This is a genomic window from Legionella quinlivanii (assembly GCF_900461555.1).
Lineage (GTDB): Bacteria > Pseudomonadota > Gammaproteobacteria > Legionellales > Legionellaceae > Legionella_C > Legionella_C quinlivanii.
On record NZ_UGOX01000001.1, the window covers coordinates 945400 to 962880 of the forward strand.

Sequence of the window (17481 nt, forward strand, 5' to 3'; positions counted from 1 at the left end):
CGGAGCAAAATGTGGCTAAAAGCTCGCAAAAAATATGGTTTTTGCAACTCATTCGATCCGTGGGCTGTGTGCTGGTTATCTATACCCATTGGTTTGGTCTGATTTTAACCCCCAATGCCATTCATGAAATGATTTTCCAGGATCCCCTTCCTGATTATCCTCATGTTCAACTGACTGAGTATCTGGGCATCATCTCCAGCCATTTGGGGCTTAGTGATTTCAGAGCCGGCTTTTTTAGCCTGGGCTTATTTTTTCTGCTTAGCGGCTATATTATTCCCTTTTCATTGAGAAATTCGACACCCTTCACCTATCTGGTTCGCCGGCTATTTCGTATTTATCCAACCGCTATTGTCTGTCTGATTATCGCGGCCAGTACAATCACCATCGCAAATCATTATACGGGAAGCTCACTAATCCCTGACGTTTTTCAGCCCCGGATATTAATAGCGAACCTGCTATTAATACGAGACGTTTTACATACGCATCATATCGAAAGGGCGCTATGGACGCTCGAAATTGAAATGCATTTCTATCTTTTATTTTTTATCTTTTTTTATTTTTCTATTGAAAAAAGAGTTGAAACATTTTTATTGTCCGCGGTATTCATGCTTTTTGCCAGTCAGTTTTTTGTGTATTTCAGTGGATTTTTCCATAATGAAACACGGACTCTGGTCTTTGGGTTCGGCAACTTTCTTGCGATGAACAGCAGTTATATCACTTATATGTTTGTGGGCACCGCATTTTATTATACCTTGTCGAAGCAGTGGTCTGTGTTGACGGGAATTACTACAACCATTCTGATGATGTCGCTCAATTATCTCTGCCTGAATACGGGAACTATTTTAAATGGTACTGGCGGTTTAATTTTCATTAATCATTGTTTTGGGATCGTCATGTTCCTGTTCCTGTACCGAATCAATGATCGAATTCCTTACAGCAAATACCTGAACCACTTCGCTGAAATTTCCTATCCTCTTTATTTATTACACGGATTTACCGGCTATACAATTTATTTTCTGATTTACCCGCTGACTCAGAATATTGCTTTGTCGGCGACTTTATCCCTTTCTCTGGTATTCATTCTGGCAAACCTGGTCCATTTCACTGTGGAAAAGCCAAGCATGACTTATTCCAAGAATTATCTGAAAGCCCGCGAGGGAAGAAGCAGAGCTTTGGCGGGGGATTTGCAGGCTACGGCGGATTAAGGAGCCTTCGATTGCTTGGGTGACACCTCCTCGTACAACTTAAGAGAAAATCCCCTCTCCCAAGTTGGGAGAGGGCTAGGGTGAGGGTTGATTTTAACCCCCTCTCTCTAACTCTCTCCCCTGAGGGGAGAGAGGATTTTTAGGGCACGAACTCCTAAGTTAACACCTATTCGCCTTCGAGTATCCATAAAATGCCTGGAGGAGCATCCAGTCACGCAACAGTTACAGAACCCAGACTGTCGAGATCAAGCACTTCGACCGGAATGTCATCCAATTCATCAGTTTGTTTTACAGATTGCAATTCCTCTTTAATCGACTTAAACAATTTGCAATCGTAATTCACTCCCTTGATTTTACTGTAAGAAACGTTATTAACAAAAATATCTTTAAGAAAGTCGGCAAACTTAAGAATGCCAATTCCAAGGGATTCAATAACCGTAAACTCCTTATGTTCTTTTCTATCAATTATCTTTTGAGCAGTGGGGCTAAACTCAACGCCATGCTTCTGTAAATCGCGTAAAAGCATAATGTTCGTATGTTCAACCGCATACAAACTTAAGTTGATTGTTTTCATCAACTCTCTGGCAATACCAGGTTCTTCCGAGATTAAATAATTGGTCACTGAATTGCGATTGGCACGTATCGCTTCAAGGAGATAGCCAATTTTCTGTTCGTCTGTCAGTTCAGTTCCAGAGGAGTGAAGCTGTTCCATAAGACGTCTTACTGATTGAACATCGCCGCTGCTAATCGCATTGCTCATGGGACTGGGATTTTTGGAGCTCGAATATCGACTTTGTCCCAGAATTAGTTCGGAAAGTTCTGAATCCACCTTGTCAGGCATACTTTGTATGTATCTGACCAGCTCCTCTGGGGAGAATTGAACTTCTAATTCTTCCTTACGTCTTACAAAGCTTTTTTGCATTTTTTCCAGTGATACAGCTCTGTAATCCTCTATCAATTCAGCAAGCAGGGTCGCATTTTTACCGGAGGCGATAGCAGAAAGGAATACATGGGTAGAAATATACTCCTCATAGGATGTTTTAAATGTTATATTCTCTTTCAAAATTCCTATGATATCTTTTCGACCCAGACTAAAGGCGTAGTCCCAGATAATGAGCCTCTGACTTTCTTTGTCAATGTGCGCCAGTAAGGCTTCAAGGGCCGAGGTGTTATTGGACTTTACCGCGGCCATGGCGGCTTCCGTATAACCGTTCGCTCCGCGCCGCTTCAGGTATTCAATAACTGATTTATCATTGTGCGCGGCAGCTGCAGGGAGTGTTTTAAATAGTTGGCCGTCGCATTCGGCAATCAGATTGGGGTCGGGGAGATATTTTTGGTATAAACTTTCAACCTGAGGGAATACTCTTTCTTCATTTTGTTTTTCAGGATGTCTCAGTATCTGAATTTCAAGCCCCAAATTGCCTTTGCTATAATGAAAAACATTAGAATAAAGTTCTTTGATTAAGGAAGTTTCATCAGCAAACTTTTTAAACCCATTGCTGTAGTTCGGATCGTAGACAATGTAATTACCATTCACTTTATGAATAGAAATGGCATGATTGATACTAGCGACAATCATCACCTCATCGTCTTTCAGTGCAATATCCTGTAAAGCTTGTATCCAGTTACCCCTTGAAGCCGCCATGCAAAAGCTAAAAGAAGGACTTAGGGGAATTCCTTTAATCTTTAAAGCCTGCATCGCAGTGACCTGATGCAGCTTATTATCAAATTCGTGTGGGGCAAAGGCTAGGAGAGTCTGGAACGCAAAATTATTGATGTCCTCGTCGGTGATATTGTTATCCCTTTTTCCTTCTGAAATATACTTCAGTATGTTTTCAAACTCCTGATTTCGTCCTTCAAGCACATATTTTGCATGAACTATGGCGAGCCCATTACAAATCCCGGTGCGATTCATTTTAAAGGGGAAGTTATTGGCTTTTAAATATTTGTTTAAAACATCAATAATTCGTCCCTGGTTAATATCGGTACTCATAAAGGCTACCTCACCTGTATTACTTTGTATTCATCATTGTAATCAATTCAGATTAAGAGAGGATTAAGCAGGCTTTATATAAAACTGTCACCTCGCGAAGGCATTGTTACGTGGGTAAAGATAAGTGCTCAAAGAACCGTCTTTGCGAGCGTTAGCGAAGCAATCCAGTCCTAACTCTACTCAGGTTTCGATCTGGATTGCTTCACTTTGTTCTCAAAGACGACAGTTTAGTTATTACTTGGTTCTATTACGCACAATGCCTTCGCAGAATGACACAACTTCCGTAACCTCAGAGAGAACAGTGGCGAATCACATCGGTTTAGTCGTCTTCAAACCCGATATCGGTATATCCATGTGATAAATATAATGTTCAATAATCTGTCTTGCCTGCTCACTGGTTAAGGGTTTCGTGATAGCGCCTTCCATGAAATAATCATTGCAATCGATTTTAACCACATCGGCCTCATAACCGGTTAAAGCAATAATTGGTACGCGGAAACCGCTTCCATCTTCCATCTGACGGAATTTTTTGGAAACAATGTATCCTGAACCATCTTCCAGGCCAATATCCATAAATACCAGATCATATTTCCCAGGTTTAAATAAACTGGTTGCTTTCTCTCCGGAATCAGCGACATCCACCTGACAATCGAGCTGCATTAGCAATGCCTGCACGGCTTTTTGAGCGATGGCATTATCCTCAATCATTAATACTTTGGGAGGATTTTTAGGGTCGCGAAACACGAGCGGATGAGATTGTTCGGTATCGGAAACATGGGCTTTAAGCCGTTCTTTGAGCTTGCCCAATTCTTCTTCCATTTGTTTCCTTTCAGTCATATCTACCAGAATAACCACCATGCCGGTTATTTGTTTTTGCTCATTAAACAAGGGGATACGGGAAGAATGATAATAGACAATATTTTCATTGGCATCGATTACAGGGGCTTCTTTTACGTCAATGAGTGGCTTTGCTTCAAGCAGCGCATTAATATCATCTTGTTTGAGCTTCTGAATTCTTGCTTCGGAAAAATGGCTTTTTTCTACGAGCTGTGAGTAAACAGTTCCTGGCAAGTCTTCTAATCGTTCCAATTGTAAAAGATCAAGAAAATTCTGATTACAATCGACAATCATACAATTCTTGTCTAATACGTAAACCAGATTAGGCATGTAATTGATTATGCTGTGATAATAATGATGCAAAGACTCTAAGTTATTTAATTCTTCATTGGTTGCATCAGTCATTCTTAACCCTCCTCTTAAGGTTCACCAAAAGTATAGACCATTTACTGCTATATTTTTGAATAAAATGGGCTGTTTTTACAAAGGTGAACATGGACAAATATACGGATCGCTGTCAGGCAGGAAGACAGCTGGCCACATACCTTGAAAAATACAAAAACAGCGATGCAATTGTGCTTGGATTACCGCGCGGAGGAGTTCCTGTAGCCTGCGAAGTAGCTAAAAAACTTCATCTCCCGCTGGATATGCTAATTGTGAGGAAGTTGGGGCTTCCAGGTTACAAAGAACTGGCAATGGGTGCAATTGCTTCCGGAGGTACTGTTTTCTTTAATGAGGAATTGATTAAAACTTATAAGGTAACCTCAGAAGCTATTGAAGCAGTTATTAAATCAGAAACGCATGAGCTTTTGCGGCGGGAAGCTGTCTATCGCGGCAAGCGGCCATATCCTGTTCTCACTGGAAAAAGAGTTATTCTGATTGACGATGGCATTGCCACTGGCGCAACCCTCAAAGCGGCCGTAGAGGCAATCAAAAAACAGAATCCTTCCTCGATCACCATTGCTGTTCCGGTGGCCGATCCTGTTGTTAGTAAAGAACTTGAAAAAATCGTTGATGAAGTGGTTTGCCCGCTTCTGCCTTCTGATATCCAGGCAGTCGGGCTTTGGTACGATGATTTCCGTCAGATCAGTGATGAAGAAGTACTCAGTCTTCTAAAGCCTATTTTTTAAGCAAATCATCTTTACGGTTTTGTAAAAAAACTTGACTTTTCGGATGCAATCGTTGTTAAATATCTGAACAAACTACTCAGGAGGCAATGATGCGATTGCTAAAATTATTTCAAATACTGAACAACATTGAGCAAAACAGATACTCAACATCGCAACCACAAGAGGTCAATCTGGCTGAAGAACAACGGCCTGAGATACTGCTAATTACCTGTGTCGACTCTCGAGTGGTTCCTGAATTAATATTCAATGCCGGACCTGGCAAGATATTTCCAGTAAGAAATATTGCAAATCTCGTACCGGCTGATCCAGCTAAAAGCGCCGCATCAGGTATAGAGTATCCCCTGGCCACAATGGACAGTATTCAACATGTCATTATTTTAGGGCATTCCAATTGTGGAGGTATGAAAGGTCTTACCAATCCAGGAATAAAAGATAAGGTGCCTTCAACCGCATCCTGGTTAGAGAAGCACGCAGCGGGCGTCATTCCCAGAGTTTCTGCACTGCCTGGCTATTCAGATCTATCTGAACGGGAAAAACTGGATCTGATTATTCAAACCAATGTCGAAATGCAAATGGAGAAACTGTTGGAATATCCCCTGATTAAAGCAAAGCAGAAAGAGGGGGTCACTGTTCATGGCTGGGTAATGGATGTTGGGGATCAGGTCATTTCTCAGGCTTATGATATGGAGTCGAAGCAATTTTTAAGCCGTGGCGATGCCGAAGAAAAGATATTAAATCAAATTGCCAGACAAGCGCTCGAAAGGGTGACCCTTGAGCATATAAGGACAGCACTTGGTAGTACCGGCGCAGCTGAAGAGGTCAAATCACTGATGGAAAAACTCAAACAATTGAAAATGAATGTGGAGCCGATTTGGCCAGAAATTGAGAGCAGTTTTAAACGATATTTAATGTCGCATTTGCATGAATTATATAATGGAAATGAGCCTGTTTTACTCAAACTAATGGACGCAGTTCCGCAGATGAAATTAGCGAATTTAAAAGCGATTCAACAGGAAGTAACAAACTCTGCTCCCTATCAGAACTATTGCGCAGGCCTGGTTCGTCAAGGGGGATTTCTGAGTGAACATCGCGCAGCCTATGCCAGTGTTTCTATGGCCACGGATGTAGTCACTGCGAACACAGGTTCAGTTGCTAGGCTTTAAGCACTAAAAAATACGCGGCAATATAATTCGGTAATTTCTCAGTTTTACGAAAAAACTCTTCTCGGCTGGAAAAACTTCCAGCCAGATAATCCACCTGATATAAATTATTAGCAAAAGCACCTCCAGTATCAGCCAGAATACCCATACGGGTAATCGATTGTTTTTGTGCATTTGAGTATTGAATCAGAAGCAGTTTTCCCAAGCCTAATTGCTGCAGATCGCCGGCGAATGTCACCTCAGTATTAACTGTAATCTTATGATCCGCATCTTTTCCATACCCTTTAATGCCTTCGACTTCTCTGAAATACCAGAAACGCTCCTGTGCATAGGGCTTCTTATTGCGATCATAGGCAATATTATTGCAGCGATGGACATTGAATATTTTTTGCTGGCCATTGGGGAAGGAGGCTACCAGTGTTCCTTCCATTAAAGCTTCTTCAAGATCTGCCCGGCTTAAATAAGCCAATACCGGCACCTTTTTTTGCTTGAGCGCTCCTTTAAGAATCGCTTGTTTCCCATAGCGAAAACGGGTTAATTCCGGGTGCTGATTAGCTTCCTCAATAGTCAGCTGATGTTCATCATTCGGCAATCCATACAGGGCATAGGGATGTTCTGAAGTTGCCTTTTCGCTGACATTCGCCTGGTGCACAAAATATTTAGTCATCAAAACAGAATCTTTAGGCAAATTTTTCAACAAGGGCTTGCCGGAAGTGAACTTCTCAGCCTGAGTTAAGTCTGGATACCAGCGGATAAATTCAAAATTTGCCCTGATAAACGAAGGATCACTCATCTGCTTTTGATGCTGACAAATAAAAACGAGCGTTTTTCTCACTCTTTCCAGAGAAACAGGCACTAGTTTCCCGCCATGAATGACTTGCGGATCATAGCCTGGCCCTTTATTTAGATAAGCTAAAGTTTCTTTAGCGGTCGAGCATAGCGCTTGAGTATTGATTTCATAGACGCTTTGCAACTGTGGTTGCATGGGTTTAAATTGAGGGGCCGCTGCCAGAGTAAAACTAAGTAATAAGAAGGGCAATAAGCGTCGCAGCATTTTATAATCGCATAGATAAAATAATGCTTTTAGCAGAAAATCCTTTGAGTAACAATTGAAAATTTGTAATCCGGGTTCCGAGTTGTTAACTTCTGCGGCCAGGATAGATTATTAAAATACTTTGGACCTTACTATGCAAAAAATTATTTTTATCACAGGTTGCTCAACGGGCATTGGTTATGAAGCAGCCTGTGCTTTGCATCAAAAACAATATCGGGTTATTGCTTCCTGTCGAAAAAAGGAGGATTTAACCCGCCTGGAGGAGCAGGGAATTGAAGCCTTGCAAATGGATATGAACGATAATGCTTCGATTCATCAGGGCTTTGAGCTGCTAATGCAAAAGACCAATGGCCAGCTCGATGTATTAATCAATAATGCCGGATATGGACAAACGGGCGCTCTTGAAGATATAGACCGCAATACCCTGCGTGATCAATTTGAAACCAATGTGTTTGGCTTAATGGAGCTGACCAGACTGGTCATACCGGTGATGCGCAGGCAAAAAGCCGGCAGAATAATTAACATGAGTTCCATTTTGGGTTTGGTGAGTATGCCGTTTCGAGGGGCTTATAATGCATCAAAGTATGCTGTGGAAGGTTTAAGCGACACGCTAAGATTAGAACTTCAGAGTTCAGGCATTAAGGTGGTCACTATAGAACCTGGCCCCATTGAAAGTCGTTTCAGAGACAATGCCATCAGTTATTCATTGGCACGGATTAATCACAAAGACAGCCATTTCTCCAGACAGTATGATTTTATGCTGAATCATTTTCGCGAGCAAAAATCGAAATCAACGTTTACCTGCGGCCCTGATGCAGTGATTAAAAAAATCATTCATGCGATCGAGGCAAAAAATCCAAAGCCTCAATATCGAGTTACTTTTCCGGCTCATTTTCTTGCCCTTCTAAAACGGATGTTAAGCGTTCGCATGCTGGATCGCTTTATTGGATTTATTTCGAGAAAAGAACTGGGGGAGTAGAGTAGTTACTGGATCCTTAAACAAGTTTTAACATAAAATATTGATTTATAATTATAATGTTAATCCCCTACGTACCCCGCTTTATGCGGGGTACCCAGGCAGTGCGTCTGATTGGCAAACGCATTTTAAAACTCACTGCCATTGTTATGGATACCCCGCATAAAGCGGGGTACGTAGGCTCTAACGGGGTACGTAGGCTCTTATAGGATGGTTAAATTCTGTAACCATCTCTCAGGGTTGACCGCAGGGTCCAGTGCTTCTCTATGAGTCTTCTGGATCCCTCGGCCGAGGAACGTAGAAGCCTGGAGCAGAGTGTCTTTTCAGGGATGTGGAAATAGCTGGGAACAAGTCGCGGCTAATAGTATCTCTGCTAATACTCTCTTAAGAATAACTTGCGATAATCGCCCGAAGGTGTGAGAAATCAGGGCGAGTTAAATGGTTAAAGAGGTTAAAAAAAAATTATCCTCCGATGAGATGAATTCCATTATCGGAAATACACTTCCTGATGCTCAGAAACGAGCAGTATTTCAAGCGGCTTCTCATTATTTTCTCGATAAAGACGAAGTAAGAATAACGCTTGATTTTTTTAATGTAATTAATCAGATTATTCCCAATCTGGCTGAAAGCGATTTAATTAATCAATGCGATATCCAGCGAAAGGCCATTTTATTTGTTGAAGAGGCTAAAGCTTCTGATTATCCGGCTGTATTGAATATACTGAAACAACACTCTGTCCAGTTATGCTTAAAGCCTCAATTGCTTTTTTCAATCCTGCAAAAAGCCGCCAGTTTTCCCAGTGAATTTGATTTTAAATTGATGGACTTCTATTTAGGACATTGGGCGAATAGCGGGCTGCAGTTTTCTGAGTTATATGAACAATTCAGGAAAATGGATAAGGCCTCGTTGTTAGAAAATAGTAGATGGATATTCAGCTTTATTCAGCATATTGTTGATAGAAAAGCCTTCGCTCCTGAAGAGATATATCGTTTACTCGCCAGATACAATGATTTGCTTTCTCAGGACAATGGGCAAGAACAGGCGAAGCAAATACTGCATTTATTGCAATCTGGTTTTAAAACGAACCATAAAAGTGTTGAATATATCCTGTGGTCGAATATTGCTGATTATTTTACGCGAATTAACCCCGCTCTTCACGACAAGGCAGCAGCCGTAGTTACCAATTTTATTCACCTGATCTCAGATACACAGGGAAACCCGGGACTGTGCTTTCAAGGTTTAGTAAACCAGGATGTATTTAATTTCTCAAATCAGGAAATACGAGAATTTCGCATTGTGCTCATGAATGCTCTGACACAGAGAATATTCCATACTCAGGAACTTAAATCAGAGCTTCTTTTTTTCTGGAATGAGTCACGAAACGACTGTCTGTTAAAAGACTGCTTTGCAGCTTATGCCTGTGGAGTTGAAACAGCTCTGCAATCGCCATCAATTACAGCCAATGATCAAAAACAGGTACTCCTCTCTATAGCCCGCGAGCTGCAATCGATAGGCGAAAAAAATCCCAGGGTTAGCGAAAATACTCATCGGGTCAGGCAACTTCATGGACATCTGCAACAGGCAATTAAGGGCTATGAAGCCAGATGGTTTAAATCAGATGTGCGAAATAATGAAGTATGCCAGCTGAAAGCGAATGTTGATTCCTGTTTTAAAGGCGATACGGACAGCTCCCATTATTCGGCGATATTGAAACTTATCCGTGATGCCAAGAAAAAAGCGATGGCTGATGATGAGGTAATTAATACTTCGGGAAGCCGATGGTATGAGCTATTTAAGCACAATGGCAAGGGATATAGCCGTTATTACCAGACCTTAAATCAAATGCACGATATGGTTTTAGCCGCCTGGGGAAGTGATAACCAGGCAATTAATGAGCTGAATCATTATTATAATTACATCGAAGAAGATATTACAGAAACGATAAAATTATTAAGCACTTCGATTAAACATTGGCTTGAAAAAGATAAAACTTATCAGGCTTTTAAAACGGACAATAGCAAGCGCTCTTTTTTCTATAGTGAGAATCGTTACAGGCAGCTTGGTGCTTGTGACCAATTTACCGTCGAATATGAATCGGGTAGTATAAAAGGGGTATCGGAAGCGCTGCTAAAAATAGAAAACGCACTGCCCCCATATATTAAAAATTTAGTCAATGAGTTAAAGCAGTCTCTGGATGTTTATCAAAGAGACAAACCGGATTTTGAAATCCTGCCATCAATTTAAGCGAGAACCTGGCTGTAAGTTGGACCTTGGCCTAATGGCGCTGCCTTAAGGCTTAAACCCATACCCTACGTCCCTCGGCTTGTCCGAGGGATCCAGGAATCTCATGCCATGATTGGATCTCTGGATCCCTCGGACAAGCCGAGGGACGTAGACAGATATGTTAAGGCAGCGCCATTAGGACCTTTGCTAATCTACATAACCCTTATGTCATTTCCGCAGAATCAATCACTCTTCAAGAGCCTTCAGATTTTCAAGCGTTGTTGGGATCAATTCCGACACGGTTGGATGAATATGAACGGCGTCACGAATCAAAGTATAGGGTTTATCGGCATACATGACGTCCAAAATGGAATGTATAATTTCATCTCCATTCACTCCCAGCACTGCTGCTCCCAGAATTTTCTTGCTCTCAGAATCGACAATTATCTTAATGAATCCGGTGGGTTCGCCTTTGATCATCGCTCTTTTAATCTGGGTCATAGGGCGCTTGGCCACCAGTGCTTTATAACCAGCTTGCCTGACTTGCTCCTCGGTCATTCCACAACGCCCCAAAGGAGGATCAATATACAAGGCATAAGTCATAATTCGGTCATTGACACTGCGTTTCCCGCCGTTTAGCAGATTATCCGCGACAATTTGATAATCATTATAAGCGGTGTGCGTAAAAGCGCCACGCCCATTGCACTCGCCCAAAGCCCAAACCCCATGAACTGAAGTTGCCAAAAATTCATCAACCTCAACTGTACCGCGGGCATTGAGTTTAATATCGGTATTCTCAAGCCCCAAATCCTCCGTATTGGGAATTCTTCCAATAGCTATCAGCACATGAGTGCCCCGATACAATTTGCTATCGTGCTTGCAGCCAACCTGAGCTATAACCGCATCGCCTTCACGATAAAATGACAGGCATTCTGTTCCTAACTCAACCTGAATACCTGATTCCCGCATGATAGAGAAGACGGTTTCCGACACGTCAGGATCTTCACGTCCAATCAGTCGGTCGGCTTTTTCAATCACTGTAACCTCTGAACCGAAGCGCTTAAATACCTGAGCAAACTCAAGACCAATATAACTGCCGCCTACCACAATCAGATGCTCTGGAACCGTGTCAAGCTCAAGAATAGAGGAATTGGTATAATGTTTTATACTGTCAATTCCTTTCATCGGGGGAACAAAGGCACGAGCGCCCACATTAATGAATATATGATCTGAAAATAAAGCTTGGCCATTTACCTGGACCGTATGATTATCTACAAATTTCCCCTGACCATAAAATACAGTGATATTAGGTGTATTTTTTAACCAGTTTTCAACACCGAGCGAAGCTTTTCGGATAAAGGCATCTTTTCGCGCTTTGACCTTTTTCATATCAGTGCGGATGCTGCCGTTAATTTCAATTCCAAACTCATTCGCTATTTCGGCGTGATGCGCTATTTCTGCGCTGGCTACATAGAGTTTGGTAGGAATACAACCGGTATTTACGCAGCTTCCTCCAAATTTGTTGCGCTCGAGAATAGCAACTTTCCAACCTTCATTGGCTAAACGCACCGCCAATGAAGGGCCTGCTTGTCCTGTGCCTATAATAATGGCATCAAACTGTTCAGCCATGATGATCTCCCCTGTTCCTTTTAAACTTAGCACAGGTTCTAAACCAGGTTCGCATCTTTGACATCCAGTAGAAAAATCTTTTTGTCGGTATCGCTACTGAGCGAAACTCGAATGGAATGATTTTTCATTAATTTTTTACAGATGGCATAGGCGTCGTTCCTGTTTTTGGATTTTTGCAGCCTGAGCCAGGTATACAGGGTCAAAAATGAGCCATCACTATGGTTTTCGTAAAATGCGTTGTGCGAAATAATCCCCGATTTATCTTTTATATCAGCCGGCATCAGATAACCATAGCCGGTTGTAAACACAAACAGATTTTTTGTGCTGCGTTCTGCTTCAGCAGGGATATCCTCTTCTTTGAATGTCCACACCTCTTTGACCTCCTCATAGGACACTAATTGCAGCCAGGTGTCGTCAATGGATGGGAAAAGATTATAAATGGAAATACCGCTGATGGCCTGTAGTTGATTGGGTAAATCCACTGTAATCCATTTCACCAGCTCGACCTCTTTTTCCAATTGATCCAGTGAAGGAGGAACTCGATAGATGCCGAAACCATAGCCCCAAAAAGTCCATAAATACCCATTGGCTTCTTTATAGGTTTCTTTCTGCTCAGCACTTAATGAAGACTCCTTGGCCGGGATGCCTTCTCCACCATTATCAGTTTTGGAAGACAGCCAGCCGCGGTTAACAAATTCAACGCCAATACTGGTTGGATTCATTGCCGAGCTGTGATTTTCATGTTCTACCAGATCGTTGAATTGTAAGATAGTCGCATCTCGCCTGACTGCCATGTGTGAGGTTTCATTGACCGAATCGTCAAATCCATCGCCGGTATCCGCAGCGGATTCATGAAGCACCAGATGCTTGATGCTGAAGGGATCACGGTAAGCATTTTTACGGCGATTGTGAACTACCGAGCTATCTGTTTTCCAGTCTTTATAATTTTTAATTCCGGAAATACCGCTGTTAAATTCGACTGTATTAATGACGATGGCAGTACTGCTGGAAGGGTTATACTCATTCAGATTCTTAACAATATCGGCTTCTGTGGGATCATTCCCCTCGCTGGGTGTATCAATTTTATCAATAAAATGAACCACCTGAGTAGAGGGAACCAGCGGGCTGTCGGTTACCAGTTCGTTGAAGCTGTTGGAAAACTCTTCAAAACTCTGAGTCAGCTTTTTACCCTGTGCGGGATCAATGAGTTCCAGGGTTTTCTTATCATTACTTATGCCGGTAATAATACGTGCATGCGCTGAGAATCCCTTGCCTTCGTCTGCATCCGTAGTAACCCAGAGGGGGCCGTATTCAATCAGCCAGCCATGATAATTTTCAGCGGTGTAGGGAGCAACCGGCTCGCCTTTCATTTTCAGGGCGGTGATGAAATCCTGTTTTTCGGTATAGGGCAGGCCCTGTTTCTGATTATAATAATTCAGATACTGAGGCCCTGCCTTGGTCATTACCTGCTCGACGGTATAATTGCTGCCGTCTTTCCAGCGCATCATCATCGTAGCCACAGTCGCCCAACAGGTATTGGCGCTTTCCTGTTTAATCGGAGTGATTCCTCCCTTGCCGATTTTAGTTTCAATGGCAGGCCCTGAGCCGGCTTCATCACTAAATTTGGTATTAATCTTAGTGCCATCCGGTTTGGTGACTGCCACTTCACCACTTTTACTTTTACTGACTTTATCAAGGTTTTTATTAATACCTTCCTGAAGCTTATCGGCATTTTCATCTTTTGCCGGGGTATCGGATTTAGCGCCCGCACCTAAATAAGCATTAAGCGCTTTTTCGGTCAGTTCAGTTTTCTGTTTGGCATCCAAATTCGGATTACTGTTAATGGCTTTAATCGCATTATCCAGACGGCGTTCCATAATTTTTTGCATTTCAAGTTTGGCCGCTTCCTGACCAAATGTTTTAGTCGCATCAAAAGACGCTTTGAGTGCTTCCAGGGCGTTGGTTTGATTTTGGCTCAAGCCGGTTATATCGCGGAAGGAATCCCCTTTGCCAAGAAGTGATAAGGTGCCGGCGATACCTGTCGGATCAGGCACATTCGGAGCATTTTGAATATTGACCACTGGATTCGCCAGCGGAACAGGCTGCAGGTTACCCGGATCCACTCTGCGGCTTTCGGTACTGATTGGGTTAATCGCTGTCGGACTGTCAGGAATAGGGGATTCTTCCCAGCGCCAGAATCGGCTTTCATCCTTTTCTTCACAGGAATTACAACGTCCCATCATCGCTTCCGCGTAAACCCCCTTGGTCGGAACACTGATGGAAATAGGATCGGTGGCTGAAACCATATAATAATCAAAGAGCGAATCAGCCAAGCCAAAATTGGGATCAAGATTTAAGCCCTGAGCCACGGGAAATACCAGGCTGTTGCCGACAATACCGATTAACTCGTTTTCAACCAGTGAAGCAAGGCTTCGACCCTGGCCTTTTTCGCCAGGTAAAATGATGCCATCGAGCAGCATGAACCGTCTTTCTGGCGACATATTGTACCAAAGCGCTTTATGGTAATACTCAAGGTGATCATTCAAATGGCTTAGCAGCGAGTTTAAGACCGCCAAATCATCTTTGCGCGGATCGCGTAACTCATCAGCGCCTGGACCCGCATAAAGACTGGCGCCGTCACTGGGGGATAAATCATCCTGAATACTTTGATACCGACAGAGGAACCCTTCATAATGTGCTGTCTTATAGCGAATGAATCCTGAAACGATAATTATCGATGAATAGTCAGGCAATACATTGGTCGTCCCGCAGCGAATTTTCAGATAGTGCAATTTGTCACGGCTAAACTGTGAAGGGCCCATGAATCGAATGGTAATATTGAGAATACCTTCTTTACGGTAACGGGAAGTCAGGCTGCTATCGAAAGCCATCGAAGAGATTTCATTGCCGTTTTCATCGGCTACATGAAAGCTCAGGGCGCTTACGAAGGCGGTGGCAATCTTTTCCCCCAGCACCCGATGGAACACTTCATCCTTATTGCGGGCATATTTTAAATAATGTTCATAAAATCCTTGCGGCGTATCGGCTCCCATAAAGGGAATGAGACTTTGCCAGTTCGCCTCGTTGATATCCTCAACCATTTTTTTCTGATAGCCAATAATGCCAGTCGGTCCATAAATCGGCTTGGAATAATCATCCGTTTCTACCAGTTTATCTTCCGGTCGACGGATAATAAATCGAATCTGAAAGCTGCCGGACGCATTGATTATTTTTTCGGAAGCAAAGGTGCCGGAGGGAAAATTGCTGTCTATCCATTTATTTTTAACGCGGGTTGCTGCTTCAAAACCTTTCGCAAGCGCTGGGTTCATAAGAGCAATGGCCAAATGCTCTTTCCAGCGCAGTACTTTATCCAAATCAAAACTGGTCATGGGTAAGGGCACAAACAGACATTCTCTGGCATCGGCAAGGCGTTGCCTGACTTTAAAGTGACGCAGCACTTCAAAATATTGAATAGTGATGGCATGGCAATGATTGTAATTGGCAACTGTTTCAGAAGAGACTTCAAAACGCTCCCCCTGAGAAACGGTTTGGATAACGGAAGATCGCTGACTGCGTACGGCATTTGCAGATTGGACAATCCGATCTCTGATTTTCTGTAGATCGCTGGCTGATGTTTGTCTCAGACTATCCTGTGACGCATTCGAGCTTGAATAACCAGCCCCTCCGGATACGCCAAAAAGAAGGCCGCCGACAAAGCCGCCAATACCGGCGCTGGCGCTGGCTGTAGTGGCACTGGAATTGCCTCTGACATTTTCCTGGATTACTCCTTTGGTAATTTCAAAAATATCCCGATCACGTCCCAGCGAATTATAGAGGCTTTCTTCATATTCAATCGATTGGACATTGGAGGCTGATTCCCGACGTTCCCAGTCAAACACCACAATCTGTTTCTTTTGGCCAGGCGCCAGAGGCAGGCTGTATAAAAGATCGCCGAGTGAATAACCATCAGCAATCCATTCCGATTTAAAATTAAGGAGATGGCCATGCGCGACGGAAACCGATTGATACAATGTCGCATCCACATCCCAGTGAACGGTATTATTCGCATCCAGAATCACTCTGCCCAAGGGCTGAGGAGGAGCAGGGGCGATTTGTTTTTTAAATTGTAAAGCTTCATTCAATTCAATGAGGGAAACAATATTATCCTTGTTTAAGCCATCTTCATTTTTCAGAAAATTGTGCAACACATTGCGGCTGATTTTTATTTTCTTCAGGGATTCGGCCATTTCATTACTGGGTGCTGGATTGGCTGCTCCGGGATTGGCACGTGAAATACTCATTTCTGAGGGAGTAAAGCCGCCACGCATGGCTAAATGATTAAATGCGGGCAGTTTGAGAATGGGATCAATGATTTCCCAGATCTTTATTGGATGTTTATTCAATACTTCTTCCAGTGTTATTTCGTCGTCTTCCTCAAGAATAAAACCACGAATTTCTGGTTCAGTAGTGCGGATTAAACTGAAAAAAGAATATTCCTCCAGAACGCGTTTATTGTTCTGCATGTCGATTTCCTGGCAACCGCAGTCTTTTTCAGTTATTTCTTCGATATCTTCCAGTTCTCCCACCAGGATCACATGCCGTGGAAATTCCAGCAAAGAGGCTTCTCCATCGACTAATACTTTATCAAGATGTATGGGGATGGGATTTTCTTTTATATTTAAACCAATTCTTGCTGCCGCATAGGAAAAATTACCTTCAGGATATTCAATGAAAAAATAACCGCCTGCTTCAGTTCTTACTGTGGCTATCGCTTCAATAGGGCTGTCATTTTCCCTGGATGCTTCAAAAATAATCTGAATATCCTCCATATTTTTACGCCCCAGTTTTTCTAACAAACGCCCATAAACAAATAAAGGTTTTCTTTCCGGGATAATTGCGCTTGGCTCAGGAAAATTAGCAGGATTGTAATCAAAGTCCAGAGTGACAGGCCTTTCTTCACGAAGCTCGGTAGCAGGAATAGAGTTTTGCGCCAGGATATTCCCTGATTTTGAAAACAGCATCAAAAATATATCTCTATCCATTACCAAATCATTGGTAAATTTAAGAGATAACTCTGCTGAAGAGGATGGGTAATATTTCTCTGTTTTAGGTAAGAAATTACCCGATTCTGCCTTGATAAAATATGAAGATTGTAAAATAAGGTCTTGCCAAGGAATTTCGTTGGCACTTGATTTTAATTGAAGTGTGATTTTCATGTTAATTTCAGCGTGCTGCAATGGAAAAACTGCAGTAAGGGCTGCTCCATTTTCTGTT

Annotated in this window: 10 protein-coding genes; 5 read left to right on the forward strand and 5 right to left on the reverse strand. The window is 42.5% G+C overall.

Annotated elements, in window-relative coordinates:
• Nucleotides 1–11: 11 nt before the first annotated feature.
• Nucleotides 12–1205, forward strand: coding sequence for an acyltransferase family protein (locus DYH61_RS03995; RefSeq protein WP_058506245.1), 1194 nt, complete (start codon nucleotides 12–14; stop codon nucleotides 1203–1205).
• A gap of 211 nt (nucleotides 1206–1416) precedes the next feature.
• On the opposite strand, the gene DYH61_RS04000 is transcribed toward DYH61_RS03995, so the two are convergent.
• Nucleotides 1417–3198: a YopT-type cysteine protease domain-containing protein gene (locus DYH61_RS04000; RefSeq protein ID WP_058506246.1), complete on the reverse strand. Its 1782-nt coding sequence runs from the start codon at nucleotides 3196–3198 to the stop codon at nucleotides 1417–1419.
• 309 nt (nucleotides 3199–3507) lie between these two features.
• Complete coding sequence (locus DYH61_RS04005; protein WP_058506247.1) at nucleotides 3508–4440, reverse strand: response regulator; 933 nt, start codon at nucleotides 4438–4440, stop codon at nucleotides 3508–3510.
• Between the two features lie 89 nt (nucleotides 4441–4529).
• Between DYH61_RS04005 and DYH61_RS04010 the strand changes: the two genes are divergently transcribed.
• Nucleotides 4530–5165 (forward strand): phosphoribosyltransferase, encoded by a 636-nt coding sequence (locus DYH61_RS04010; RefSeq protein WP_058506248.1) that lies wholly within the window; start codon nucleotides 4530–4532, stop codon nucleotides 5163–5165.
• An 86-nt stretch (nucleotides 5166–5251) separates the two neighbouring features.
• Nucleotides 5252–6328: a carbonic anhydrase gene (locus tag DYH61_RS04015; RefSeq protein WP_083499135.1), complete on the forward strand. Its 1077-nt coding sequence runs from the start codon at nucleotides 5252–5254 to the stop codon at nucleotides 6326–6328.
• Here DYH61_RS04015 and DYH61_RS04020 read toward each other — a convergent pair.
• A complete protein-coding gene (locus DYH61_RS04020) occupies nucleotides 6318–7379 on the reverse strand; it encodes a hypothetical protein (RefSeq protein WP_058506250.1) in 1062 nt (353 codons plus the stop codon). The two genes, DYH61_RS04015 and DYH61_RS04020, sit on opposite strands and share 11 nt — an antisense overlap.
• Before the next feature lie 133 nt (nucleotides 7380–7512).
• Here DYH61_RS04020 and DYH61_RS04025 point away from each other — a divergent pair, with 133 nt between their 5' ends.
• Together DYH61_RS04025 and DYH61_RS04030 are read left to right on the forward strand one after the other, a co-directional pair.
• Entirely contained in the window at nucleotides 7513–8358 is an 846-nt protein-coding gene (locus DYH61_RS04025; protein WP_058506251.1) for an SDR family NAD(P)-dependent oxidoreductase, read from the forward strand.
• A 435-nt stretch (nucleotides 8359–8793) separates the two neighbouring features.
• Entirely contained in the window at nucleotides 8794–10599 is a 1806-nt protein-coding gene (locus tag DYH61_RS04030) for a hypothetical protein (RefSeq protein ID WP_058506252.1), read from the forward strand.
• A gap of 225 nt (nucleotides 10600–10824) precedes the next feature.
• Here the strand turns inward: DYH61_RS04030 and DYH61_RS04035 are convergent, their stop codons facing one another.
• Nucleotides 10825–12207 (reverse strand): FAD-containing oxidoreductase, encoded by a 1383-nt coding sequence (locus DYH61_RS04035; protein WP_058507930.1) that lies wholly within the window; start codon nucleotides 12205–12207, stop codon nucleotides 10825–10827.
• A gap of 38 nt (nucleotides 12208–12245) precedes the next feature.
• Nucleotides 12246–17423 carry a papain-like cysteine protease family protein gene (locus DYH61_RS04040; RefSeq protein ID WP_058507931.1) on the reverse strand — a complete coding sequence of 1726 codons (5178 nt, stop codon included), beginning with the start codon at nucleotides 17421–17423 and terminating at the stop codon, nucleotides 12246–12248.
• Nucleotides 17424–17481 lie beyond the last annotated feature (58 nt).

What these genes read in the sequence shown, in the direction of transcription:
- DYH61_RS04000 (WP_058506246.1), bottom strand. Translation starts at nt 3,198, where the DNA reads ATGAGTACCGATATTAACCAGGGACGAATTATTGATGTTTTAAACAAA.
- DYH61_RS04005 (WP_058506247.1), bottom strand. Translation starts at nt 4,440, where the DNA reads ATGACTGATGCAACCAATGAAGAATTAAATAACTTAGAGTCTTTGCAT.
- DYH61_RS04010 (WP_058506248.1), top strand. Translation starts at nt 4,530, where the DNA reads ATGGACAAATATACGGATCGCTGTCAGGCAGGAAGACAGCTGGCCACA.
- DYH61_RS04015 (WP_083499135.1), top strand. Translation starts at nt 5,252, where the DNA reads ATGATGCGATTGCTAAAATTATTTCAAATACTGAACAACATTGAGCAA.
- DYH61_RS04020 (WP_058506250.1), bottom strand. Translation starts at nt 7,379, where the DNA reads ATGCTGCGACGCTTATTGCCCTTCTTATTACTTAGTTTTACTCTGGCA.
- DYH61_RS04025 (WP_058506251.1), top strand. Translation starts at nt 7,513, where the DNA reads ATGCAAAAAATTATTTTTATCACAGGTTGCTCAACGGGCATTGGTTAT.
- DYH61_RS04030 (WP_058506252.1), top strand. Translation starts at nt 8,794, where the DNA reads ATGGTTAAAGAGGTTAAAAAAAAATTATCCTCCGATGAGATGAATTCC.
- DYH61_RS04035 (WP_058507930.1), bottom strand. Translation starts at nt 12,207, where the DNA reads ATGGCTGAACAGTTTGATGCCATTATTATAGGCACAGGACAAGCAGGC.
- DYH61_RS04040 (WP_058507931.1), bottom strand. Translation starts at nt 17,423, where the DNA reads ATGAAAATCACACTTCAATTAAAATCAAGTGCCAACGAAATTCCTTGG.